Origin of the sequence: Streptomyces sp. A0642 (assembly GCF_004795105.1) — a bacterium.
Classification (GTDB): Bacteria; Actinomycetota; Actinomycetes; order Streptomycetales; family Streptomycetaceae; genus Streptomyces.
The window spans coordinates 335,277-357,632 of sequence record NZ_SSBL01000003.1; the positions used below are offsets into that span (position 1 = coordinate 335,277).

The 22,356-nt window shown below is 72.3% G+C and carries 19 protein-coding genes; 9 read left to right on the forward strand and 10 right to left on the reverse strand.

The annotated features are described in order from the left end of the window. The first annotated feature begins 97 nt into the window (after positions 1 to 97). Genes E6R60_RS08575 through E6R60_RS08585 form a run of 3 tightly spaced genes read left to right on the forward strand, consistent with a single transcriptional unit; the run spans position 98 to position 3,825 of the window. Positions 98 to 1,438 carry a nucleobase:cation symporter-2 family protein gene (locus tag E6R60_RS08575; RefSeq protein WP_240802458.1) on the forward strand — a complete coding sequence of 447 codons (1,341 nt, stop codon included), beginning with the start codon at positions 98 to 100 and terminating at the stop codon, positions 1,436 to 1,438. After that, positions 1,438 to 2,760 (forward strand): amidohydrolase family protein, encoded by a 1,323-nt coding sequence (locus E6R60_RS08580; protein WP_136325829.1) that lies wholly within the window; start codon positions 1,438 to 1,440, stop codon positions 2,758 to 2,760. Before E6R60_RS08575 ends, E6R60_RS08580 begins: the two co-directional genes overlap by 1 nt. Before the next feature lie 45 nt (positions 2,761 to 2,805). Next, positions 2,806 to 3,825: a 2-oxoglutarate and iron-dependent oxygenase domain-containing protein gene (locus E6R60_RS08585; RefSeq protein WP_240802459.1), complete on the forward strand. Its 1,020-nt coding sequence runs from the start codon at positions 2,806 to 2,808 to the stop codon at positions 3,823 to 3,825. A 107-nt stretch (positions 3,826 to 3,932) separates the two neighbouring features. Here the strand turns inward: E6R60_RS08585 and E6R60_RS08590 are convergent, their stop codons facing one another. Further along, positions 3,933 to 5,726: an ABC transporter ATP-binding protein gene (locus E6R60_RS08590; RefSeq protein ID WP_136325830.1), complete on the reverse strand. Its 1,794-nt coding sequence runs from the start codon at positions 5,724 to 5,726 to the stop codon at positions 3,933 to 3,935. A 74-nt stretch (positions 5,727 to 5,800) separates the two neighbouring features. Further along, positions 5,801 to 7,030: a benzoate/H(+) symporter BenE family transporter gene (locus E6R60_RS08595; RefSeq protein ID WP_136325831.1), complete on the reverse strand. Its 1,230-nt coding sequence runs from the start codon at positions 7,028 to 7,030 to the stop codon at positions 5,801 to 5,803. Between the two features lie 149 nt (positions 7,031 to 7,179). On the opposite strand from E6R60_RS08595, the gene E6R60_RS08600 reads away from it, so the two are divergent. Next, a complete protein-coding gene (locus E6R60_RS08600) occupies positions 7,180 to 7,731 on the forward strand; it encodes a helix-turn-helix domain-containing protein (protein WP_136325832.1) in 552 nt (183 codons plus the stop codon). A gap of 165 nt (positions 7,732 to 7,896) precedes the next feature. Here the strand turns inward: E6R60_RS08600 and E6R60_RS08605 are convergent, their stop codons facing one another. The 5 genes from E6R60_RS08605 to E6R60_RS08625 form a co-directional block, all read right to left on the reverse strand. Next, entirely contained in the window at positions 7,897 to 8,484 is a 588-nt protein-coding gene (locus tag E6R60_RS08605) for a peptidoglycan recognition family protein (RefSeq protein WP_136325833.1), read from the reverse strand. A gap of 46 nt (positions 8,485 to 8,530) precedes the next feature. Continuing rightward, positions 8,531 to 10,006: an APC family permease gene (locus tag E6R60_RS08610; protein WP_136325834.1), complete on the reverse strand. Its 1,476-nt coding sequence runs from the start codon at positions 10,004 to 10,006 to the stop codon at positions 8,531 to 8,533. Positions 10,007 to 10,192: 186 nt separating this feature from the next. Beyond that, the gene (locus E6R60_RS08615; RefSeq protein WP_136325835.1) at positions 10,193 to 11,542 is read right to left on the reverse strand and encodes an esterase-like activity of phytase family protein; all 1,350 of its coding nucleotides are present in this window, start codon (positions 11,540 to 11,542) and stop codon (positions 10,193 to 10,195) included. Between the two features lie 183 nt (positions 11,543 to 11,725). Beyond that, on the reverse strand, positions 11,726 to 13,087 hold the full coding sequence (locus E6R60_RS08620) for an SWF or SNF family helicase (protein ID WP_136325836.1): 1,362 nt from the start codon (positions 13,085 to 13,087) through the stop codon (positions 11,726 to 11,728). Next, positions 13,084 to 15,921, reverse strand: coding sequence for a DEAD/DEAH box helicase (locus tag E6R60_RS08625; protein ID WP_240802460.1), 2,838 nt, complete (start codon positions 15,919 to 15,921; stop codon positions 13,084 to 13,086). The genes E6R60_RS08620 and E6R60_RS08625 overlap by 4 nt, the downstream gene beginning before the upstream one ends. A 312-nt stretch (positions 15,922 to 16,233) precedes the next feature. Between E6R60_RS08625 and E6R60_RS08630 the strand changes: the two genes are divergently transcribed. The 3 genes from E6R60_RS08630 (at position 16,234) to E6R60_RS08640 (ending at position 18,121) form a co-directional block, all read left to right on the forward strand. After that, positions 16,234 to 17,286 (forward strand): acyl-CoA desaturase, encoded by a 1,053-nt coding sequence (locus E6R60_RS08630; protein WP_136325838.1) that lies wholly within the window; start codon positions 16,234 to 16,236, stop codon positions 17,284 to 17,286. A gap of 95 nt (positions 17,287 to 17,381) precedes the next feature. Then, the gene (locus E6R60_RS08635) at positions 17,382 to 17,564 is read left to right on the forward strand and encodes a hypothetical protein (protein ID WP_136325839.1); all 183 of its coding nucleotides are present in this window, start codon (positions 17,382 to 17,384) and stop codon (positions 17,562 to 17,564) included. A 14-nt stretch (positions 17,565 to 17,578) separates the two neighbouring features. Then, positions 17,579 to 18,121: an MOSC domain-containing protein gene (locus tag E6R60_RS08640; protein WP_136325840.1), complete on the forward strand. Its 543-nt coding sequence runs from the start codon at positions 17,579 to 17,581 to the stop codon at positions 18,119 to 18,121. A gap of 161 nt (positions 18,122 to 18,282) precedes the next feature. Here the strand turns inward: E6R60_RS08640 and E6R60_RS08645 are convergent, their stop codons facing one another. Both E6R60_RS08645 and E6R60_RS08650 read right to left on the reverse strand, forming a co-directional pair. Beyond that, a complete protein-coding gene (locus tag E6R60_RS08645) occupies positions 18,283 to 19,203 on the reverse strand; it encodes a hypothetical protein (protein ID WP_168713570.1) in 921 nt (306 codons plus the stop codon). A gap of 118 nt (positions 19,204 to 19,321) precedes the next feature. Continuing rightward, positions 19,322 to 19,627, reverse strand: coding sequence for a hypothetical protein (locus E6R60_RS08650; RefSeq protein WP_136325842.1), 306 nt, complete (start codon positions 19,625 to 19,627; stop codon positions 19,322 to 19,324). 89 nt (positions 19,628 to 19,716) lie between these two features. On the opposite strand from E6R60_RS08650, the gene E6R60_RS08655 reads away from it, so the two are divergent. Then, on the forward strand, positions 19,717 to 20,625 hold the full coding sequence (locus E6R60_RS08655) for an oxygenase MpaB family protein (RefSeq protein ID WP_136325843.1): 909 nt from the start codon (positions 19,717 to 19,719) through the stop codon (positions 20,623 to 20,625). Positions 20,626 to 20,685: 60 nt separating this feature from the next. Here the strand turns inward: E6R60_RS08655 and E6R60_RS08660 are convergent, their stop codons facing one another. Further along, positions 20,686 to 21,285: a methyltransferase domain-containing protein gene (locus E6R60_RS08660; protein ID WP_136325844.1), complete on the reverse strand. Its 600-nt coding sequence runs from the start codon at positions 21,283 to 21,285 to the stop codon at positions 20,686 to 20,688. 159 nt (positions 21,286 to 21,444) lie between these two features. Between E6R60_RS08660 and E6R60_RS08665 the strand changes: the two genes are divergently transcribed. Next, positions 21,445 to 22,314 (forward strand): MHYT domain-containing protein, encoded by an 870-nt coding sequence (locus E6R60_RS08665; RefSeq protein WP_136325845.1) that lies wholly within the window; start codon positions 21,445 to 21,447, stop codon positions 22,312 to 22,314. Positions 22,315 to 22,356 lie beyond the last annotated feature (42 nt).

Below are 22,356 nucleotides of genomic sequence, written 5' to 3' on the forward strand. Positions count from 1 at the left end.
CGAGGACACGCACGCCTCCGGGCAGTGGCCCGGGCCCCGCTCGGGGATGAGCACGGACACCGGACCGCATTCCGCCGCACCGCCTGCACCGCACCCCGTGGACGTTCGCCCTCCGCTGCACCGCATGGTGCCGCTGAGCCTCCAGCATCTGCTCGTGAGCTATGCGGGCATGGCGACCATGCCCCTGCTCGTGGGTGTCGCGCTCGACCTGCCCGAGGACCGCATCCGGCTCCTCGTCAGCGCCAATCTGCTGGTCAGCGGGTTGGCGACGCTCCTGCAGACGCTGGGAGTCGCCTGGCTCGGGGCCCGGCTCCCCCTCGTCATGGGCTCGACGTTCACGGCGATCACCCCCGCCGTGCTGATCGGCCGGGAGCACGGACTGGCAGCCGTCTTCGGCGCCACGATCGTCGCCGGAGTAATGACCCTGGCCCTCGCGCCGTGGTTCGGGCGCTGTCTCCACCTCTTTCCCCCGCTGGTCACCGGCACGGTGATCGCGGTCATCGGGTTCTCGCTCGTTCCCTCGGCGGCCGGCCTCATCACGGGACCGGGGGGCGGCGGTGGGGGCGGTGGCGCCAAGGCGCTGGCGCTCGCCGTGGCGACCGTCGCCCTGGTCGTGCTGATCGAACGGCTCGCACCCCCCGCCTTCGCCCGCCTGTCCGTGCTCATCGGACTGGCCGCGGGCACCCTGCTCGCCGTCCCCCTCGGGCTGTTCGACGGTTCCGCGGTCGGCGCGGCCGGAGCCGTGGCGGTGCCCGATCCCACCGCCTTCGGCGCTCCCGCCTTCGTCGTGCCCGCGATCATCGCGATGCTCGTCGTCCAGCTCGTCAACATGGTCGAGTCGGTCGGCGACACCCTCGCCGTCGGCCAGATCGCCGGGCGCGGTGACGACCCGGAGACCGTCGTGCGGGCGCTGCGCGCCGACGGTGCGGCGACCGTCGTCTCGGGCGGGCTGTCCTCCTTCCCCATCGTGACCTTCGGCCAGTCCGTCGGGCTCGTCAGCGTGACCGGAGTGATGAGCCGGCACGTCGTGGCGCTGTCCGGTGCGCTGATGGTCCTTCTCGCCTTCGTGCCCACACTCGGCGCGGTCGTGGCCGCGGTGCCCGGGCCGGTCCTCGGCGGGGTGTCGCTCGTGATGTTCGGCACGGTCGGAGCCGTCGGCCTCCGGATCCTCGGGCGGGCGGACCTCTCGGACGGGCGGAATCTGCTGACCGTGGCACTGGCCTTCGGGCTCGGCATGATCCCGGTCGGCTCACCCGACTTCTACGCGGGGCTTCCCCCGTACCTGCGCACCGTCCTGGACAGCGGCATCGCGGTGACGGGCCTGGCCGCCTTCGCCCTGAACCTCCTCTTCCACCACACCCCCCGGCGGACCGGGGGCCGCGCCACCGCGGCGCCCGGTCCGCGCAGCGGAACCGCCTCGGGAAAGGGCCTCGCCTGATGCGTATCGACACGATCGTGAACGCCACGGTGTGGAGCGGCGGGACCTGGACGGCGGACCAGGACGTGCACCTGGTGGACGGCCGGGTCGACGCCGTGGCGCCCGCGGGGACCCGGCACCGGGGCGCCGAGGTGCTGGACGCGGCCGGCGGCCATCTGGTGCCGGGAATGGTGAACACCCACACTCATCTGTACCAGGCGGGCCTGCGCGGAATCGGCGAGGGCATGCCGCTGCTGACCTGGCTGCGCACGGTCGGTGAGGAGACCGTGGCGCTCACCCCCGAGCGGGCGTACGCCGCGGCCGCCGCCGCCGCGACGGAGGCGTTGCGCAGCGGCACGACCACCCTCGTCGAGCACATGTGGCCCCACCGGTCCACGGAGGTGCACACCGCGGTACTGCGGGCCCTGCACGACACGGGGATCCGTGCCGTGCTGTGCAGGGGCGTCGCCGACCGGGCCGACGTCACGCGGAAATGGGGCTTCGATCCCCGTCTCGTGCAGCCGCTGGACGAGATCTTCGCCCACACCGACGAGCTGGCCGCCGAGGCGGCCGCCCCCGGCGGCGGCCGCGTATCGATGGGCCTCGCCGTGCCCAACCCGCGCAGTCTCACCCCAGCCGGAATGCGCGAGGTGCGCGCCTACGCGGACGCACGCGAACTGCCCGTCTCCCTCCATCTGCTGGAGACCGCGACGGACGATCTGATGTGCCGGGAACACGCCGGGACGGGAGCCGTCGACTATCTGGAGCGTGCCGGATTCCTGTGGGACCGCCTGCTCGCCGTGCACTGCGTGGAGCTGGACGCGACGGGCCGGGCGACGCTCGCCCGCCACGGCGTCGGCGTCTCGTACAACCCGCTCAGCAACATGCGGCTGGGCAGCGGAGTCGCGCCCGTGCCCGCCATGCGGGAGGCGGGGCTGCGGGTGGGGCTGGGCGTGGACGGGGCGGCGAGCAACGACACCCAGGACATCCTGGAGGCGATGCGCATGGGCGCGTACCTCCAGCGCGCGGTGCACAAGCGGTCCGACCTCCTCGGCTTCGAGGAGATGATGTCGATCGCCGTCGACGGCGCCAACGAGGTGCTGGGACTCGAACCACGTCCGGCGGGCGTCGTGCCGGGCATCCAGGCCGACCTCGTCCTGCACCGCTTCGACCGCGACTACGCGTGCCTTCCCGTGCACGACCCCGGAGCCACGCTGCTGACCTGCGCCGGAAGCCGCACCGTCGACACGGTGATGGTGGCGGGCGAAGCGCTGGTGAGCGGCGGGCAGAGCCTGCGCCTCACCGACGCCTTCCTCACCCGGGAGCTGCTGCGCACGCGGTAGTCCGTGCGGCACGCCCCTCCCGGGACGACTGACACAGGAGAACAGATGACCGACGAGACGATGACGGACGACACGATGACGAACACGCCCCACACCCTTGCCGAACTCGCCCGGGAAGCCCGCATGGGCGGCGCCGGCACGGAGACCTCCGCCCGCGAGATCCGGCGGATCGACCTCTCCGACTTCGAGGCCCGGAAAGCCGACATCACGGAGGAGCTGTGGGCGGCGGCCACCGACATCGGCTTCTTCCAACTGGTCAACCACGGCATCCCGCAGCACGTCGTGGACGGCGCGTTCGCCGGGGCGCAGGCGTTCTTCGCCCTGCCCGGGGAGACCAAGGCGCGGCACGGCCTGCGCAAGGGCCTCAACGCGGGCTGGGAGTCGATGACGCAGGTCAGGCCGTCCGTCGGCACGCCCGACCTGAAGGAGTCGTACCAGCTCACCCGCCCGCACATGGACGGGCTCTGGCCCGACGACGCGCTGCCGGACTTCCGGGCCGGGGCCCTCGACTTCGAGGCGCGGTGCCGAACGGTCGCTCTGCGGGTGCTGTCCTGCTTCGCCGACCGGCTCGGATTCGAGGAAGGCTTCTTCGACCGGGCCCATGACGCGGCGAGCGACACCTACCAGTCGACCCTGCGCATGCTGCACTACTTCGCGATTCCCGGGGACGCCGAGCTCGACCCCGACGCCTGGCGGGCCGGAGCGCACACCGACTTCGACTGTCTGACCCTGCTCTTCCAGCGCGACGGACAGGGCGGACTCCAGGTCTGCCCCGGCAAGGAGGCCGAGGCGGGGGAGTGGACGCCGGTGGTTCCGGCGGGCGACGTCATCACCTGCAACATCGGGGACATGCTGATGCGCTGGAGCGGGGACCGGCTGCCGTCCAACTTCCACCGGGTGAAGTCGCCGGGCCCGGACGGCGACCGGAGCGCCCGCTACAGCATCGCCTTCTTCGCCCAGGCCGACAAGGAGACGGTCATCGCCGACCCGGACGGCCGCTACGCGCCCATCACGGCGGGGGACTACATCCAGCAGCGCATCGCCGCCAACTTCGCACGCCGGTGACCGCGGACCCGTCGTCCGGGCTGCCGCCCGGGGACGGGCGGCCCCCACGACCCCCGAGCCGCCGGGCGCCTCCGCCCGGCGGCGTCCGGGTGCCCTGGCCGGCCCGTTTACGGGTGGGCGGGCTGAAGGCCCGCGTACACCCCTTCCCGGCCGATCAGTTCCTCGTGCGTCCCGACCTCCGCGATCCGGCCGCCCTCCATCGCGACGATGCGGTCGGCACCCTGGATCGTGGAGAGCCGGTGAGCGACGACGAAGACCGTACGGCCTTGCACCAGCCGGGAAAGGGCCTCCTGCACCAGGGCTTCGGAGCGGTTGTCCAGCGCGGACGTGGCCTCGTCGAGCACCAGCACCCGGGGGTCGCGGATCAGTGCCCGGGCGATGGCGAGGCGCTGCTTCTGGCCGCCGGACAGGCGCGCCCCCCGCTCACCGACGACGGTGTCGAGCCCGAGCGGCAGATCGTTGACGAACTCCAGCGCGTTGGCGTCCGCCAGCGCGCGTATGAGCGTGGCCTCGTCGGTGTCCCCCATTCCGTACGTCACGTTGTCGCGGATGCTGCCCTCGAAGAGGATCGACTCCTGCGGGACCACCGACAGGAACCGCCGGTAACTGCGCAGATCGAGCCCCGCCATGTCCGCGCCGTCGAGCAGGATGCGGCCGGACGTGGGCCGGATGAAGCCGATGAGGAGGTTCAGGACGGTCGACTTGCCGGCGCCCGAGGCGCCGACCAGCGCGATGGTCTCGCCCGGCCGTGCGGAGAGGGTGAACCCGTCGACGGCGGGGTCCGCGTCCTCGTAGGCGAATCCGACGTCCTCGAAGTCGATCCGGCCGGTGACGTGATCGACCTGCGCCTTGCCCGCGTTGTGTTCGAGGTCGGGCGCCTGGAGAACCTCGCCCGCCGAACGCACCGATTCCAGTCCCTTGGTGAGGATGGGCGCCAGGCCCAGCAGCGTGGTCACCGAGCCGGTCAGGACGGTGAAGAAGGCGCTCAGCATCACGACGTCACCGGCGGTGATGGGCATCCAGCCGTGGTACGCGATCAGGGCCGACCCCGTCAGGCACAGCACCCCCAGGGTGTTGAGGATGACCCAGGCCAGTGAACCGAACCGGCCGTTGATGACGTCCAGGCGCAGGCCGGCCGCGAAGACCTGGCGCAGCGAGCCGTCGACCCGGCCGAGCGCGGTGCGCTCCAGCCCGTGGGCGCGGGTGATGGGGATGAGGGTGGTCATCTCGCCGACCCGGGACGACAGTTGTTCGACCTCGCGCCGGAAGGACTCGTTGTGACTGCGCAGCCGGCCGCGCAGCTTCATCACGAGGAATCCGGCCGCGGGCACCACGATCAGGAAGACCGGAAGGAACGCGGGCACGCGCACGCCGATGACGACGAGTCCGCCGACCAGCGTCACGACGGCGCCGAGCCCCATGTCGGCGCTCTGCTGCATCATCTGCTCCACGGACTCCACGTCGCGGACGACCTTGGCCTGCAGGACGCTCGAACTGACGCGTGCGTGGTACCCGATGGACAGTTGCTGCATGCGGCGGCACAGCGCCGAGCGCAGGGTCGTGCCCATGCGCCGGATGCTGCCGCCGAGGCAGCGTACGTACCACTGGTGCAGCGGATAGTTGATCACGAGGATGAACAGCAGGACGCCGGTGGCCTTCCAGAGCCGCGATTCCGGGCCGTGCTGGACGACCACGTCCAGGACGGTGGCGGTGATGAGGGGGAGCAGCCAGATGGGGCTGTGCTTCACGACGAAGAAGACGACCGCGAGTGCCAGCCGTCCCCGGTCGGGCCGCAAAAGGTAACCGAGGGTACGGAACGGGTTCTCGCCGCGGTAGCGGTGGTCGAGGTGGTCGAGGGCCGCCAGGGATTCGGCGGGAGGCTGGGAAACCGCTTTCTGCATGGTGACCATCCCACCCCGCTTCCGCCGCGCGGAGCAACCCCGTCCCACGGAGGGGACAGAAGCCGGTGCGTGACTCAGTGGACGCGGGCTCCGTCGGGCGCCGCCGTGGGCGCGGAATCCTTGCGCCGGGGGCGGCCCACCGAGGCGACCGCGCCGGTGACCAGGCCGGCCAGCAGGCCCCAGAACGCGGAGCCGATCCCCAGCAGCGTCACACCGGAAGCGGTGGCGAGGAAGGTCACCACGGCCGCTTCCCTGGACGCCTTGTCGGCCAGCGCCGCCGCCAGCGAGGCCTCGATGGTGGCGAGCAGGCCGATCCCGGCGATCGCCAGGACGAGTTCCTGCGGCATCGCCGTGAGGAGGGAGGCGACGGTCGCCCCGAGCAGGCCGACGCAGAGGTAGAAGACGCCCGCCCACACCGCCGCCAGGAAGCGCCTGTCGCGGTCGGGGTGGGCCTCCTCGCCGGTGCAGATGGCGGCCGTGATCGCGGCCAGGTTGAGGCCGAACGCCCCGAACGGCGCCAGCACGGCGTTGGCCGCGCCGGTCCAGGTCATCAGGGGCGAGACCGGCACGTCGTACCCGGCGCCGCGGATCACTGCGACGCCGGGCAGGTTCTGCGAGGCCATCGTGACGACGAACAGCGGTGCGCCGACGCTGACGAGCACCTTCCAGTCGAACTCCGGTGCGGTGAAGACCGGAACGGCCAGGCCGAGCCGGACCTCGCCCAGCTGCCAGCCGCCGGTGAACACGGTGGCCGCCACGCCCGCCGCGAGGGCCAGCAGCACCGCGTACCGAGGCAGCAGGCGCCGGGCGAGCAGATAGACGACGAACATGGGGAACGCGACCGCGAATCCGCCGTGCATCGTGCTGAACAGCCCCGTGCCGAACCGCAGCAGCACCCCGGCGAGGAGGGCGGCCGCCAGCGGGACCGGGATCCGGCCCATGAGGCGGCTGAACCAGCCGGTCACGCCGCTCACGAGGATGAGCAGTCCCGAGAAGACGAACGCGCCCACCGCCTGAGCCATCGTCACCCCGCTCAGGCCCGTCGTGAGCAGTGCCGCTCCCGGCGTCGACCACGCGGTCACGACGGGCGCCCGGTAGCGCAGTGACAGCCCGATGCAGGTGCAGGCCAGACCGACGCCCAGCGCGAGCATCCAGGAGGAGATCTCGCGCGCGTCCGCCCCCGCCGCCTGCGCGGCCGTGAAGACCAGCGCCGCCGAACTGGTGACGCCGACCATGACGGCGATCAGTCCGGCGGCCACGGCCGAGGGGGGAGCGGCCGAGCGTATGCGGGCGATCGCGAGCATGAGTGAGCCACTTCCTGTGCTGGGGGTGGGCAGATGCCCGGCGCACCGGTACGCCCGCGTCGTTCCATATACGGAACGTTCTGTATGTGGAACACTAGAGAGGCGGGCCGACGCCCGTCAACCGGGAATGCGGAACGGGTGCGGGGCCGATGGGGCTGAATGAGGACGTAGGGCGCAGACTGCGCATGCTGCGGCGCGAGCGGGGCCTGTCCCTGTCCGAGCTCTCCCGGCGCTCCCGCGTGGGCAAGGGGACGCTCTCGGAGCTGGAGAGCGGGACGCGTAATCCCACGCTGGAGACGTTGTACGCCCTCGCCACCGCGCTCGGTCTGCCGCTCAGCGCCGTACTGAGCGATCCGCCGCCGGGCGGCGTTCCCGGCTCAGCCCCCGTGACCGTCTCCGGGAGCGCCGTCACCGCCGTCCTGATCGAACGGTACGAGGACGAGGCCGCCGTCACCGACGTGTTCCGCGTGCGCATCCGTGCGGGCGCCCTCCAGGAGTCCCGGGCGCACGTCCCGGGCACCCGGGAAAGCCTGATGGTCCTGGCCGGCACCGCCGTTGTGGGTCCCCCGGACGACACTCGGACGGCCGGCCCCGGAGCCGGCGCGCACTGGCGGGCCGACATGCCGCACGTCTACGGAGCGCCCGACGGCGACGTGGAGGGCATCCTGTTCGTCCGCACCCCGGCGACGGGGAGCCCTTAGGGGATTCTCGCCGGGATCATGCCGCCCCCCCCGCGGGATCCGGCACGCGCGTCTGCCGCGTGGTCGGCGGTCGCCATGGCTCCCTCCTCCGCCTTGAAGCCGACGCACCCGTTCCCGCTCCCTCGTCCGGCCTGAAACGAAAGGCACTCGGGCCCGGTCAGCGGTTCACGCGCCGAGGAGATTGACCAGGCGGATGTAGCGCACCCAGTCCCAGTGGGGCCCCGGGTCCGTGTGGTCCGTGCCCGGGACCTGCGCATGGCCGAGGATGTGCGCGCGGTCCTTGGGTATGCCGTAGCGGTCGCACACCGACGCCGTCAGCAACGCCGACTGCTCGTACAGGGCGTTGGTGAAGTAGGCGGGCTGGTCCACATAGCCCTCGTGCTCGATGCCGATGCTGCGCGTGTTGTAGTCCCAGTTCCCCGCGTGCCAGGCGATGTTCTTCTCCCGCACGCACTGGTCGATGTAGCCGTCCGACGAGCGCACGACGTAGTGCGCGGACACCTGTTTCGCCGGGTTCTGGAAGATCGCCACGGTGTCCGAGAACGTCTCCTGGGTGACGTGGATGATCACGTACTGCACCGGATACGCCGAAGGCCGGGTGGAGACCGTGTAGTTGGACGTCGAGGCCGGCGCCCAGTGGGCCGCCGGATAGTCCGTCTCACCGGCCGTCGCCGCGGTGGCGCGGACGGATGCGGGAAGCAGGGCGCCCGCAGCCGTCGCCGCGGCGCCCTGAAGGATTCTTCTGCGGTTCATGCGTACTCCTGGGTGTGGGGGGCGGGCAACGAGTGGGGATTGCCGTTCAGTCGGCCTTTTGGGGCTCCGGGGCCCGCGGCTCTTCGTCCAGATGGATTTTGCTCATCCCGGCCACCCGCTCCGGATGTCTGCGCAGCAGCACCGCCAGGACGACGATCCCGGTCACCATCCAGATGGCGACGACCGGACCCGCGTACGAGACGGGGGCGCTGAGTTCCGAGACGAAGTCGAACACCGGGATGCCGGCGGCGGTCAGCAGTGCCGGTACGAACGCCGCGATGCCCAGCACGGGGAACAGGAGGTGCAGCACCGGGTGGAACGCCTCCCGGCGCCGTCGCAGGAAATAGCCGGCGCAGGCCAGGTTCACGACGATGTACACCCCGATGATCACCGTGACGATCACGGTGGCCAGCAGGACGAAGGCCGTCACGGGGTCGTACGCGAATCCCAGCCCGAGCGCCGCGCCCACCGCGATCACGAACTGCACGGCGACCCCGGTGACCGGGGAGCGGCGACGCGGATGCAGCCGTGCGAACGCCCGGGGGAACACTCCCGTGCGACCGAGCGCGAACGCCGTTCGGGTCGACACGTTCGCGCACGCGTTCGCGTTGGCCACGGTCGAGTTGACGACCGCGAGGAAGAGCAGCACCCAGAACAACCCGAACGACGCACGGGCCACGCCCTCCCAGGAGGCCGCCCCCGAGGCGCCGAAGCCGGCGAACCGGTCCGGCCCGACGTACACGGACATGGCATACGTGGTGAGGACGTACACCAGGCCGATGGACAGCGCGGCGCCCAGCACCGCACGCCTCATGGTGCGACGCGGGTCCTTCGTCTCCTCGGCGAGCGGCGCCGCCGCCTCGAACCCCGCGAAGGCCAGCACGGTGTAGACGGAACCGGCGAAGATGCCGCTGACGCCCTCGAAGCCCTCGGCCGTGTGGGAGGCGCCGAACACCGACAGGGTGTTGTCCGGCCCCGCCTGCCCGATCAACAGCACGGCGAAGACGACGAACACCAGCACCTCGAAGACACCGAGGACCGTGCCGAACCGGGCGGAGGCCCGGACGCCGAAGAATCCGGCCAGCGCGATGATCACCGCGCCCAGCAGCGACCACGGCCACCAGAGGTCCGCGGGGAAGGACGCCCACTCCTGATGGAGAGTGCCCGCCGTCGTGAATCCGAGCTGGAGCAGCAGCAGCGCGGGCACCAGCGCCTCGACGAACACATAGCCCCACCCGACGAGAAAGCCCACCGTCGGATGCAGACCCTGCGCCGAGTACGTGGCGACCGACCCGGCGGCAGGGAGATGGCGGGCCAGCTCCGCCACGCACGAGGCGGTGAACAGGCAGGCGACCAGGGCCACGAGCACCGACAGCGGCAGGCTGCCGCCCGCGAATGCGGCCCCGGCGGGGATGGAAGCGGCGATGGCGGCCGCCGGCGCCATCGCCGTGACGCTCTGGAACAGGACCTCGCGCAGCCCGACGGCGTCACGCAGGAGTCCGTTACCCGATTCCCCCGACATCCCGTGGCTCCCCCTTGTCCGATGACCGGAATCCGACGTCCGATGTACGGCCGAGCAGCGTGCGCGCCCCACCGTACGGGCGTCGCGCGGGTGACGGAAGACGGCAGGAGCCGAAATCGATGCAGGGGCAGGGGAGTTGACAGGAAAAGGCCGCCTGTCGGGGTCGCGGGACGGCCCGTCGGCCCGTCAGTGCGTCAGCGGACGCGGCAGCTTCAGCAGCGTCACGGACGTCTCGATGCCGGAGTCGACCAGCCGTCCGTCCGCGTCGAAGGCGCCCGCCCCGTCGCTCATGCCGAAGTCGTTGTCGTTGATGAGGGCGAGCGTGTCCCGGCCCGTCACCGCCACGCCCTCGATCTTCCCGGGGACCCCCGGGACCGTGCCCAGGTCGACGACGAGGCGCTTGCGCAGGACCGGAACGCCCGCGGCCGCAGGGTCCGCCAGTTCCTCGTAGGACGGCGAAGCGGCCGGGACGTCCCAGCGCGAGCCCAGGATGCCGCCGCCGCGGGGGAGGGTGACCCGGTGCAGACGAGCCGCCCGGTCGGTGCGCTCCTCGATCAGGAGGTCGTCACCGCCGATGGCGACGACCGAGGAGATCTTCAGCTCGGACGTGTCGTCCTCACCCGGGTCCACGACTCCCACGGCGTCGAAGCGGTACGCGTACTCCGCGGTGACCGCACGCTTCTTCGGGGAGAAGCGCAGCAGCCGCACGTTGCGCGACGCCTCGCCCGCGTCCTTGTCGGGCAGCGAGAGCGGGCTCTGGACGGCGAGCACCAGCTCGCCGCCCGGCAGCAGTGCCAGGCCCTCGAATCCCCGGTTGACCTTACGGTGGAGCAGAACGCCGGGCAGCGCCTCGACGACGGGGTAGTCCGTGCCCTCGAGGTCCAGGCCCTCGGGGACGTAACGGGTCAGTACCCGGCCGCCCGCGGAGACGTGCACCAGCGAGGGGCCGTACTCGTCGACCAGCCAGAACGAGCCGTCCGCGCTCCGGACGATCCCTTCCGTGTCCAGGCCGGCGGGGTCGTACGGGAGAGGCGTCTTCGCGTCGTACGAGTACGGGGCCTCATCGCGGTCCGCCTGGTTCGGCAGGCCGGTGACGGGGGCGCCGGAACGCGTGGTCAGCGGGAGGGAGCGCAGCACCTCGACGCGCTTGCCGCTCACCTTCACCTTGACGATCGCCGGGTCGAACCCGGGGACGGGGAAAGTGCGCCGCTTGGTGCCGTCGACCTTGATCTGACCGTTCGGGCCCCGGTCCGTGACGGTCCAGAACTCGCCCTTGCGGCCGGCCGGGAAGAGGTCGCTGCCGATGCCCCCGAGCATCACGCCGCGGTCGTCCCCGACGGTCCCGGGCAGCAGTCCGTTGCTGAAACCCGCCAGCGGTACGTCCCCCAGCAGGGCGCTCGCGGTGACCCGCGCGGTGTCCCCCGGGCGGTGATGCCACTCCTGCGCGCCGATTGCGGTGCCGGAGGCACACACCGTGCCGAGCAGGGCGAGCGGCAGCCCGACGGCAAGGGATCGACGGACGACACGCGCGGACATGGGGCCTCCTGAGGAGCGAATGAGCTGACCGGCGTCACGTTCCGCCGCGCTCCTCAACGGCCGGTGACATCGAGTTGAACTCCCGGGCGGAAGAGGGCGGCGGGCAGGGGGCCCGGGCGCCTTGACCGGAGCGCGGCGGCGGGCGTGGGCGGTGTGCGCCCGCCCGCCGCCGGCCGGCCGTCGTCAGGCGTCCGCGGGGGCCGCCGCGTCCGCCCAGGCCGCCGCCGGATCCTCGTCGCAAGGTCCCGCCGGGATCCAGCGGCCGTTCTCCTTGCGGTACGGATACCAGCGCCCGTCCCGTCCGTAGCGGAGCTGGAGCGTGCCGTCCGCCGAGGTCCAGCGGTTGCGCTCGCCCCGCAGCCCGGGGGCCTCGTCCTCCTCCCACGCGCCGGCGAGCCGCGTCCTGGCCCGGGCCAGCGCGGCGGCGTCCGGCGTCCACTCCTCGTCGAGCACGGCGAGCGCGGCCGCGCCGCCGTACTGCCAGGCGCACACCGCGGCCGGGAGACCGGCGGGCCGACGGCCCGAGCCGGCCGCCAGCCGGTTCGCGATCCACGGTTCGGGGCGCGCCTCGGCTGCCAGCCGTACCGCGTCCTGCTCGGGCGTCAGCCCTGGCGGGACGGGCTGCTGCCCGTGACCGGGCGACAGCGCCTCCGCCAGCATCCGGTGCGCCCGCGCAGCGCCGTCCGCGGCCAGCATCTCCAGGGCCGCCGGGTCCAGTCCCGGTCCGGGGTCCGTCTCCGTGTCCAGTGAGGGCGCCGGTCCCGGCCCGTCGGGGAGGGCCGGTTCCGGGGGCAGCGGCGGGAGGATGCCCGCCGCCGCGTAGGCCTCCGCCGCCAAGATCCCGCGCACGGCCCGGCCGCCGGTCTCCCCGGCCGGCTCGTCCGCGGCGTCCGGCGGTGCGTGGGCCGCCGCCCTGGCGGCGATCCGCACCTGGAGTTCGTCCAGCAGCCGCCGCTCCCCGCGGCCCCGCATCAGCAGCAGGACGAACGGATCCTGGTCCAGCAGCCGCGCCACCTGGTAACAGAGGGCGGCGGTGTGCGGGCAGTGGTCCCAGGCCTCGCAGCCGCACTCGGGATCGAGGTCGCCGATGCCGGGCAGCAGGTCCACACCGGCCGCCGCCGCGTCCTCGACCAGGTGCGGCGGCATCTCCCGGTCGAGCAGGGCGGCGATGTGCCCGGCCCGCTCGACCGCCACGTCCAGGAAGCGGTCCCACTCTCCCTCGGTCAGCTCCTGGAGCAGTACGTCGCTGCGGTACCCGCTCTCCTCACGGTCACGGACCACCGCCGTGATCCGGCCGGGCCGCACGGACACCGCGCCGACCCGGCCCTCCCGCGCGAACCGGCGGCCCTTCTTCAGCTGCTGTCCGTCCAGTGCGGTGTCCTCCAGGGCCTTCAGCCACGCCAGCCCCCACCAGGACTCCGCGAAGCCGCGGCCTCGTGCCGGAGGCAGGGCGGCGAAGGTGCGCTCCTGCCCGGGCGCCGTCTCCTCCCGCCCGTCCCCGTCGTGCCGGCCGCCGAATCCGTCCGACGTGTGACCCTCGCTCATCGTGCGCCCCCTCGCAGCTCCACCAGATCGGCCAGTTCCGCATCGCTGAGCTCGGTCAGGGCGCTCTCGCCGGAGCCGAGCACCGCGTCCGCGAGGCGCTGTTTGCGTGCCAGCATCTCCGCGATCCGGTCCTCGATCGTGCCCTCGGCGATCAGCCGGTGAACCTGCACCGGCTGGGTCTGCCCGATGCGGTACGCGCGGTCCGTGGCCTGCGCCTCGACCGCCGGGTTCCACCAGCGGTCGAAATGGACCACATGGCCCGCGCGGGTCAGATTGAGTCCGGTCCCCGCGGCCTTCAGCGACAGCAGGAAGACCGGCGCCCCGCCCGACTGGAACCGGCTGACCATCTCCTCGCGCCGAGCCACCGGCGTCCCGCCGTGCAGGAACTGGGTGGCGATCCCCCGCGCCGCGAGATGCCGTTCGAGCAGGCGGGCCATCTGCACGTACTGCGTGAAGACGAGGACGCCGGCGCCTTCCGCGAGGATGGTGTCGAGCAGCTCGTCGAGCAGTTCCACCTTGCCCGACCGGTCCGCGATCCGCGGCTCCTCCTCCTTCAGGTACTGCGCGGGGTGGTTGCAGATCTGCTTGAGTCCGGTGAGCAGCTTCACCACCAGACCACGCCGGGCCATCCCGTCGGCTTCGGAGATCGCGGCCAGGGTCTCCCGCACCACCGCCTCGTACAGGCCCGCCTGTTCGGCCGTCAGTGAGACCGCGCGGTCCGTCTCCGTCTTCGGCGGAAGCTCCGGGGCGATGCCCGGATCGGACTTGCGCCGGCGCAGCAGGAACGGCCGTACCAGAGCGCCGAGGCGCTCGGCGGCCGCCGGGTCGCTGCCGCCCTCCACCGCACGCGCGTACCGGGTGCGGAAGGTGCCGAGCCGGCCGAGCAGGCCGGGCGTCGTCCAGTCGAGGATGGCCCACAGCTCGGAGAGGTTGTTCTCCACGGGGGTTCCGGTGAGGGCGACCCGCGCCTGCGCGTCGATCGTACGCAACTGCCTGGCCGTCGCCGAGTAGGGGTTCTTCACGTGCTGCGCCTCGTCCGCGACGACCATGCCCCACCGCTCGGCGGCGAGCCGGGACGCGTCCAGGCGCATCGTGCCGTAGGTGGTCAGCACGAACTCCCCGTCCACCAGGGCCTCCAGGCTCCGCGACGCGCCGTGGAAGCGGCGGACCGGGGTGCCCGGGGCGAACTTCTCGATCTCCCGCTGCCAGTTGCCCATCAGCGAGGTCGGGCAGATCACCAGCGTGGGCCCCGCGGCCCCGTCGACGGTCTGGCGGTGCAGATGCAGGGCGATCAGCGTGATCGTCTTGCCGAGGCCCATGTCGTCGGCCAGACAGCCGCCGAGCCCGAGCGAGGTCATCGTGTGCAGCCAGTTCAGGCCACGCAGCTGGTAGTCCCGCAACGTCGCCGACAGCGAAGCCGGCTGACGGATCATCGGTTCGTCGTCCGGCCGGGACTCGGGGTCCGCGATCCGCTGCCGCAGGCGCTCCAGCCACCCGGTCGCCCGGACGTCGACCCGGCGGCCGTCGACCTCCGTGGACCCCGTCAGTACGGCGCCGAGCGCATCGACCGGGGTGACCTTGCGGTCCCGGGTCTCGCGGGCGCGTCGCGCCTCCTCGGGGTCGATGAGCACCCACCGGTCGCGCAGCCGTACCAGGGGCCGTCCGGCCTCGGCGAGCCGGTCGAGTTCGGCACGGCTGAGCTTCTGGTCCCCGAGGGCGAACCACCAGTCGAAGGCCAGCAGGGAGTCGGCGGACAGCAGAGGTGCGGTGTCCGACGCGTTGCGCCCGGTCCGTCGGCCTCCGTCCTCGTCCTCCTCGTCCGGCGGGCCGATCACCGCGCCCGCCGTCAGCTTGCGGGCCAGTTCCCGGGGCCAGTGCACCTGAACACCGCTTGCGGCGAGGGCCCGTGAGGCGGGTCCCAGGAGGTCGGCGATCTCCTCGTCGGCCGGCTCCACGGCCTCCGGCACGGCCGCCGACAGCAGCGGCGCCAGGGGCGGCCAGGCGCGCGCGGCGCGGCGCAGCATCAGAAGCGTGTCCATGCGGGCCCTCGGCCCGAAGGCGGCGGCGGCCGGTCCCGAGCCGGTCCAGATCTCCGCCGCGTCCGCGACCAGCGTCGCGTCGCTCACCCCGTGGATCTGCGGGACGACCCGGAAGGAGGGGCCGGGCGCCTGCTCGGAGGGCGCCTCACCGGTCCGGGGGAGACCCAGGACCTCCACGCGCAGCGAGAGCCGGACGCCCGCGTCGTGCCCCGCCGCGACATCGGTGACCCAGGCGCGCCGGTCCGGCAGGCGCTGCGGAGCGTCCGCGGCGAACGCCGGGCCGCCCGCGGCGAACGCGGCACCGGGGGTACGCGGCAGCCCGTCCGCCACCGCATCGAGGAACTCCCTTACCAGCCATTCCGGTTCAGGCAGCAGGAGAGGCCGCGCCGAGGCATCGGCCGGCGCCGCGTGGGCGGTCGGAGGCATGGACGCGGCCAGGGTGCTGATCCGCGTCCGGTCGTCCGCGCTGAGCGGCCCGGCCCGCCACGCGTCATGGTCGGTGGCGCTCAGTCCCGGCAGCAACAGCCCCCGGGCGGCGAACTGGAGGGCCAGCAGCCCCGCCGCCCCCCAGAACAGGGCGGCGGGGGAGGCGTGGGAGGCCGTCCGGGCACGGGTGAGCACCGCGAGGGCGTCCCGTACCGGCAGGATCCGCGCGGGCACCGCGTACGGCAGGGCGTCGGCCCCGGCCACGGTGAGTGCCTCGACGGTTCCGGGGGCGTCGGGCGGACTACTGCCGTCCGGATGCCAGAAGGCGACCCGTCCGGTCCGGGCGGGATCCGCGGGCAGGAAGACCACGCAGCAGCCGGCGAGCGCGGAGATCTCGGAGAGCGTTGCTGCGGGGAGGCGGTACTCAGCGATGTCAGAGTCCTCAAATTTGACTAGTGGGCCGAGGTCGCCGAGGGTACCCCATCACGGCCCCTGGCGGGTGCGTACAGAGGGTGATGCACCTCACGTGCGTATGTCCTTTATGTCCGCGAGGTGTGGCCAGCCCCCCGGCGGAATGAGGGGGTTGGCACCAGGAAACTCCGGGTGGTGGCGCCATGGCTGCTATACATCTGCGACCCGTACGTTTCATCAGGTCAGCGCACCTATAAGACCGGAGACATCATGCCTCAGGCCGCAACCACCGTCGCGGAACGAACTCGCGACAGTGCCGGAAGTGCCGGAAGTACAGGAAGTGACTTCGCGCCACTGCTGCGGGCCGTCAAGGCGCAAGGGCTCCTCGAACGGCGCACCGGCTGGTACGCGGCAGGCATCGCCGCCAATCTCCTCGCACTGGGCGCGGTGCTGACCGCGGTCGTCCTCCTCGGGAACACCTGGTGGACCCTGCTGCTCGCACTGCCCCTCGCCGTCGTCTGGTCCCGCACCGCCTTCTTCGGACACGACGCCGGCCATGCCCAGATAACCGGCGACCGGCGGGCGAGCCGGACCGTCGGCCTCTTCCACGCCAACCTCCTGCTCGGCATGAACGAAGCGTGGTGGAACGACAAGCACGTACGCCACCACGCCAACCCCAACCACATCGACAAGGACCCCGACGTCGGCGTCGGCGCCCTCGTCTGGACCCAGAAGCAGGCGGCGCGGCGCGAGGGATTCGCCCGCTGGCTCACCCGCAACCAGGCCCGGCTGTTCTTCCCGATGCTGCTCCTCGAAGGCATCGCCCTGAAGATCTCGGGCTTCCAGTACCTGCGGCAGCAGCCCGTCAGGGAGCGCGCCCTCTCCGGCCTGCTCCTGGTCGCCCACCTCGGCCTCTACGCCGCGCTGCTGCTCACCGTCATGTCCCCCGGAAAGGCCGTCGTCTTCGCGCTCGTGCACCACGCGCTCTTCGGTCTCCACCTCGGCATGGCCTTCGCCCCCAACCACAAGGGCATGGAGATGCCCGATCCCGACGGGGACCGCTGGGGACACCTCCAGCGGCAGGTCCTCACCTCACGCAACGTGCGGGGGGCCGTCCTCACCGACTGGTTCCTCGGCGGGCTCAACTACCAGATCGAGCACCATCTCTTCCCCAGCATGCCGCGCCCGCATCTGCGACGGGCCCAGCCCCTGGTCAAGGCCCACTGCGAGGCCCTCGGCATGCCGTACGCCGAGACCGGGCTCATCGAGTCCTACCGGCAGGCACTGGAGCACATGCACGAGGTCGGCGCCCCTCTGCGGTGACCGGGGCGGACCCACTCGCCACGGCTGGAACCGATGGGCACCCACAGGCGTTCTCACAGCAGGAGCGGCCACGGGCCGCGAAGGAGGCGTGGACGATGTCGAACAGCGCGAAGATCGCCATCGGAGGAGTCGTCGTCGCAGTCGTCCTGATGCCGTTCATCGGGTTCTGGCTGTCACTGCTGGTGCTCATCGGAGTGCCCGCGATCGCTTATCTGGCCTTGGACCCGAGCCAGCGGCGCAGGCTCCGTAGGATCACGCGTAAGGAGATAGGCCGCTGAGAGGGGTCCGCGCCGTGAGTGGGACAGTCACCGCCGTGAGCAGTAATGACGCGTACAGCTTCACCAAGCCGAACCGGGACCGCGTGACGCTGCTGACGGGACTCGGCGTGGAGGGGGACGTGCACGCGGGGGTGACGGTCAAACACCGCTCCAGGGTCGCGCAGGACCCCACCCAGCCGAATCTGCGTCAGGTCCACCTCATACAGGAGGAACTGTTCGACGAGCTGCGCGAGGCCGGCTTCGAGGTCGCGCCCGGAGACCTCGGGGAGAACGTCACCACCCGGGGCATCGACCTGTTGGCGCTGCCCGTCGGCACCCGGCTGCACCTCGGCCACGAGGTCGTCGTCGAGGTCACGGGGCTTCGGAACCCGTGCCTCCAGATCGACCACTTCCAGGGCGGACTGCTCAAGCAGGTCGTCGGCCGGGACGAGGCCGGCGCCGTCGTCCGTAAGGCCGGGATCATGAGCGTGGTCGCCGTGGGCGGAGTGGTGCGGCCCGGGGACCCGGTGAAGGCCGAACTCCCGGCGCAGCCCCACCGGCCACTGGAACGGGTCTGACGCCCTGATGCTCTGAAGCCCTGACGTGCGGGAGCCCCGGGACCGGTCCTTCGGTCCCGGGGCTCCCGCACGCGGGGGTCCGGTCAGGTCCGGTCCGCTCGTTCGCGCGGGCGTCGGCCGGCCGTTGCCGGTGCCCGCGGTCCGTTCCTTCGCCCGGGGCGTCAGGACGGCCGTACGGCCATCGCGTCCAGGGCCATGAGCAGTCCGGGAAGCTCCGGCCCCCGCCCCACGGTCAGGATCTCCCCCGGCACCTCGTCGAGCAGCACGAAGGCGATGTCGTCGGTCCTGGCGACCATGGACCAGCCGGGGCCGTCGGCACGGATCATCCGGGCGTCACCGGGGGCGAAGGAGGAGCGGACGCGGCCGGGGGGCGGCGGGGTGTCGGTATACGCGTGCGCCTCGGCCAGAGCCCGCCGTACGCCGGGGTGTGTGACGGAGAGCGGGGCGGCGTCATGTCCTGAGCCGTCAGCATCGGCCTTCGGGCCGTCCCCGTCATGTCCCGGGCCGTCCGCATCGGCCTTCGAGTCGTCCCCGTCCGAGCCGGACTCCGTCCCGCTCTGCGTCGGGCCGGAGACCGTCTCGTCGTCGACCTGCTCCCGCCAGACGGCCCACTGGAGCGCGATGGCGTCCGCACCCAGCCGGCGCTGTGCGGGTCCCCACACCGTGGTGTCGGGCGGGGAGAGGGGTGGCAGGTCCTCGCCGTCCGCGTCCGGGTCGGGGGCCGGATCGTGCGGAGCGTTCACCCCGGGCGCCGCGACCGCCACGGCGAGCGGCCAGCCGGGGAGTGCGCAGATCACCGAGCGGTCGTCCGGCGACAGGTCGTACTCCATCCCGCAGTCCCAGGACGCTATCGCGACGGCCACCAGGGAGACGTCGTCGACCACCACGGTCCACCGCGCCCCGTCGCCGTCCTGGCCGAGGACCAGCCCGTACCCCTCGGCGTACGGTTCCAGGCCCAGGGCCGCACACGCCGCCGGGTAGTCGTCGCCGAGAGCGCTGGGGAATTGCGCAGGGGTCAGCAGGACCGCAGTCAGCACGTACAGTGCGTCGTCGTCGGCGACTGTGTTGTCCGTCCCGGCCACTGCACCCTCCTCTTCCGTCATGGTTGTCGTCGGCGCACCTTAACCAGTGGGTAACCCCCTCGTCGAGGCCCTGACAAGGCAGGACACGGGGTGCGTGGACGAACCCGGACGGCGCCTCTCATCCGTCCGACAGGCCGAGCAGCGTACGGGCCACCGTCTCCGGCGACTCGTCGCGCTCACGGGCGAGCGCGATGACGGCCCGGCAGGCCAGTTCGCCGACGCCGAAGGAGAGCGCCTCCGGAGACACCCAGCCACTCGCCTCGTCCATCCGGTCCTGGTCGTCCTCCACGGATGCCGCGACGAACGTGGCGGCCGCCTCGAAGAGGTTGTGATGCCGGCGCCCGGGCGCCGGTGCGGGCGCCGACGCACCTTGCTTGCGTCCTGGGGCCACGGCTCTGCGCAGTATGCCGAACATGCTGGTCATGGAGACCGCCTTCCGTCCGTCGTCCGTACTCACCGTCTTGCCCCCGCACGTACGCTTGGACACTCGACCCGGATGAGGGAGACGGTGCGGTGAAGCGTTTCGACCGGCTGAAGGAAATCCAACGCCTCGACCCGGAGCGGGACTTCCTGGCGATCCACCGGATCACGGCGACGTACGAGTTCCCCTGGGACATCGCGCGCGCCCTCGAACTGGCGCTGTACCGCACCTATGCCGTGCCGAGCATCGGCCGACTCCTCGCGGAGACAGCCGAGCTGACGGACCGCTCGCAGAAGCGTTACGACGACACGGCGCTGCTGCTGGACACCGTCATGGAGCACGGCTTCGAGAGCGATCCGGGACGTACGGCCATCCGCCGGATCAACCGGATGCACCACAGCTACGACATCGGCAACGACGACATGCGCTACGTGTTGTGCACCTTCGTCGTCACCCCGAAGAGGTGGCTCGACGCCTACGGGTGGCGCCGGCTCTCCGATCACGAACTACGGGCGTGCGCCGCCTACTACCGGACCCTGGGCGCTCACCTCGGCATCAAGGACCTGCCGCAGACGTACGAGGACTTCGAGCACACGCTCGACGCCTACGAGGACGCACACTTCGGCTGGGACGAAGCGGCGCGCTCGGTGTCGGACGCGACGCTGGAGCTGATGACCTCCTGGTATCCGCGGCCCCTCGCCCCGATCGTCCGCGGCGCGAGCCTCGCTCTCCTCGACGATTCGCTGCTGCGGGCGTTCCGGTACGAACAGCCGAGCGCAGCGGCCCGCGCTCTCACCCGTGGCGCCCTGCGCCTGAGGGCGCGCGCGGTCCGCCTGCTGCCGCCGCGCGCGAAGCCGCACTACGCCCGGCAGAACCCGGAGATCAAGGGCTACCCCGACGGGTACGAGGTGGCCGCGCTCGGCACGTTCCCCACTCCGGGGGCCGGCGGCTGCCCGGTCCCGCACCGGCACCGCCCGGAGCCCGACGCCCGGGCCACGTGACCCCGGAGGCGGTCCGCCCCCGGCGTGCGCCGCCGGCCGTCCGCTCGCCCGGCCGTCCGCTCACCCGGTCCGTTCCGCCAGGGCGAGGAAGCGGCTCGTCTCATCGACGTACGAGGTGAGGTGCCAGCCCGAACGGGCCAGCAGCGGGCGGAGGTTGGGCTCGGCCCGCAGATCGCCGTCCGTGAGCCGCCGGCCGTGCCGTGCGGCCAGGGCCGCCCGTCCGACCGGGTGGAACAGCGCCAGCGAGCCGCCCGGCCTCACCACCCTGGCCAGCTCGGCCAGGTCAGGACCCGGCCGGGACAGGTGCGAGATGAGCCCGGCCGCGAAGACCGCGTCGAGGACCCCCGTCCGCAGCGGCAGCCGGGCGGCATCGGCCTGGATCAGCAGCCCGCTGCCGCCGCGTCCCGCGCGCACCGCCGACTCCAGCATGGCCGCGGTGAGGTCGGCGCCCAGCACGGCGCCTCCGGGGCCGACAGCCGCCCGCAGTGCCGGCAGCGCCCTTCCCGTACCGCAGCCCGCGTCGAGCACGGCGTCGCCGGGACGGAGTCCCAGCGCGGCGACCGCCGTGACGAAGGCAGGACCGTCCTCGGGGAAGCGCGCGTCCCAGTCCGCGGCGCGAGCGGTGAAGAACTCCTGGACATGTGTGTGGTCGTCGGCCATACGGCCATGATTGCGCAGCCGCCACCCGAACGGAACATCGTGAATCGACGCGCATGTTCGACCATGTTGCGATCGTTGGGGAACATCTCGCTGTCATATTTCGGCAGCTTGCGAATGCGCCCCGGGTGCGCGTCCCAGCGGGACTAGCGTCCCCGAGTCATGGGACACCTGGACCACGCCACCTTCGGCTGGCTGACACCTCTGCTGTCGTACGCGATGGCCTGCATCGGCGCCGCGCTCGGCCTGAGCTGTACCGTGCGCGCGCTCGACACGACCGGGCGCTCGCGCCGCAACTGGCTGATCACCGCCGCGTCGGCCATCGGCTCCGGCATCTGGACCATGCACTTCGTCGCCATGCTCGGCTTCGGCGTGTACGGCACCGACATCCGCTACAACGTGCCGCTGACCTTCCTCAGCCTGCTCGGCGCCATGGTGGTGGTCGGCGGCGGGGTCTTCGCCGTCGGCTACAGCCGCGACCGGACCAGGGCGCTGCTGCTCGGCGGTTTCGCCACCGGGCTCGGCGTCGCCAGCATGCACTACCTCGGCATGGCGGCCCTCCGGCTGCACGGCACCATCCACTACGACCCGCTCAGGGTCGTCCTCTCCGTCGTCATCGCGGTCATCGCCGCCACGGCCGCTCTGTGGGCCGCGCTCAACATCCGGTCGACGCGCGCCGTGGCCCTCGCCTCCCTCGTCATGGGCGCGGCCGTCAGCAGCATGCACTACACCGGCATGCTGGCCGTGACCGTGCGGGTGACGCCCTCGGGGGCGGTACTGCACGGGGCTACCGCGATGCAGTTCATCTTCCCCCTCGCCGTCGGGCTGGGCTCCTACCTCTTCCTCACCTCGGCGTTCGTGGCCCTTTCCCCGACCGCGCCGGAACGCGCCGCCTACGCCCACGCCGAGCACGCGCAGACACCCGCCGACGCGGGACCCTCCGGACGCGGCCCGGACCTCCGGTCCCGGCGCGCCGCCCGCGGTCCCGACGCCTCGACTGCCGACACCCGTTCACCCGCCGCCACCCGCTGACGGGCGGCCCGGCCCGCCGCCCCAGTCCACCCAGCTCCGACC

Bases quoted from the DNA above. Each gene is read 5' to 3' on its own strand.
- E6R60_RS08580 (WP_136325829.1), top strand. From the start codon at position 1,438: ATGCGTATCGACACGATCGTGAACGCCACGGTGTGGAGCGGCGGGACC.
- E6R60_RS08585 (WP_240802459.1), top strand. From the start codon at position 2,806: ATGACCGACGAGACGATGACGGACGACACGATGACGAACACGCCCCAC.
- E6R60_RS08590 (WP_136325830.1), bottom strand. From the start codon at position 5,726: ATGCAGAAAGCGGTTTCCCAGCCTCCCGCCGAATCCCTGGCGGCCCTC.
- E6R60_RS08595 (WP_136325831.1), bottom strand. From the start codon at position 7,030: ATGCTCGCGATCGCCCGCATACGCTCGGCCGCTCCCCCCTCGGCCGTG.
- E6R60_RS08600 (WP_136325832.1), top strand. From the start codon at position 7,180: ATGGGGCTGAATGAGGACGTAGGGCGCAGACTGCGCATGCTGCGGCGC.
- E6R60_RS08605 (WP_136325833.1), bottom strand. From the start codon at position 8,484: ATGAACCGCAGAAGAATCCTTCAGGGCGCCGCGGCGACGGCTGCGGGC.
- E6R60_RS08610 (WP_136325834.1), bottom strand. From the start codon at position 10,006: ATGTCGGGGGAATCGGGTAACGGACTCCTGCGTGACGCCGTCGGGCTG.
- E6R60_RS08615 (WP_136325835.1), bottom strand. From the start codon at position 11,542: ATGTCCGCGCGTGTCGTCCGTCGATCCCTTGCCGTCGGGCTGCCGCTC.
- E6R60_RS08620 (WP_136325836.1), bottom strand. From the start codon at position 13,087: ATGAGCGAGGGTCACACGTCGGACGGATTCGGCGGCCGGCACGACGGG.
- E6R60_RS08630 (WP_136325838.1), top strand. From the start codon at position 16,234: ATGCCTCAGGCCGCAACCACCGTCGCGGAACGAACTCGCGACAGTGCC.
- E6R60_RS08635 (WP_136325839.1), top strand. From the start codon at position 17,382: ATGTCGAACAGCGCGAAGATCGCCATCGGAGGAGTCGTCGTCGCAGTC.
- E6R60_RS08650 (WP_136325842.1), bottom strand. From the start codon at position 19,627: ATGACCAGCATGTTCGGCATACTGCGCAGAGCCGTGGCCCCAGGACGC.
- E6R60_RS08660 (WP_136325844.1), bottom strand. From the start codon at position 21,285: ATGGCCGACGACCACACACATGTCCAGGAGTTCTTCACCGCTCGCGCC.
- E6R60_RS08665 (WP_136325845.1), top strand. From the start codon at position 21,445: ATGGGACACCTGGACCACGCCACCTTCGGCTGGCTGACACCTCTGCTG.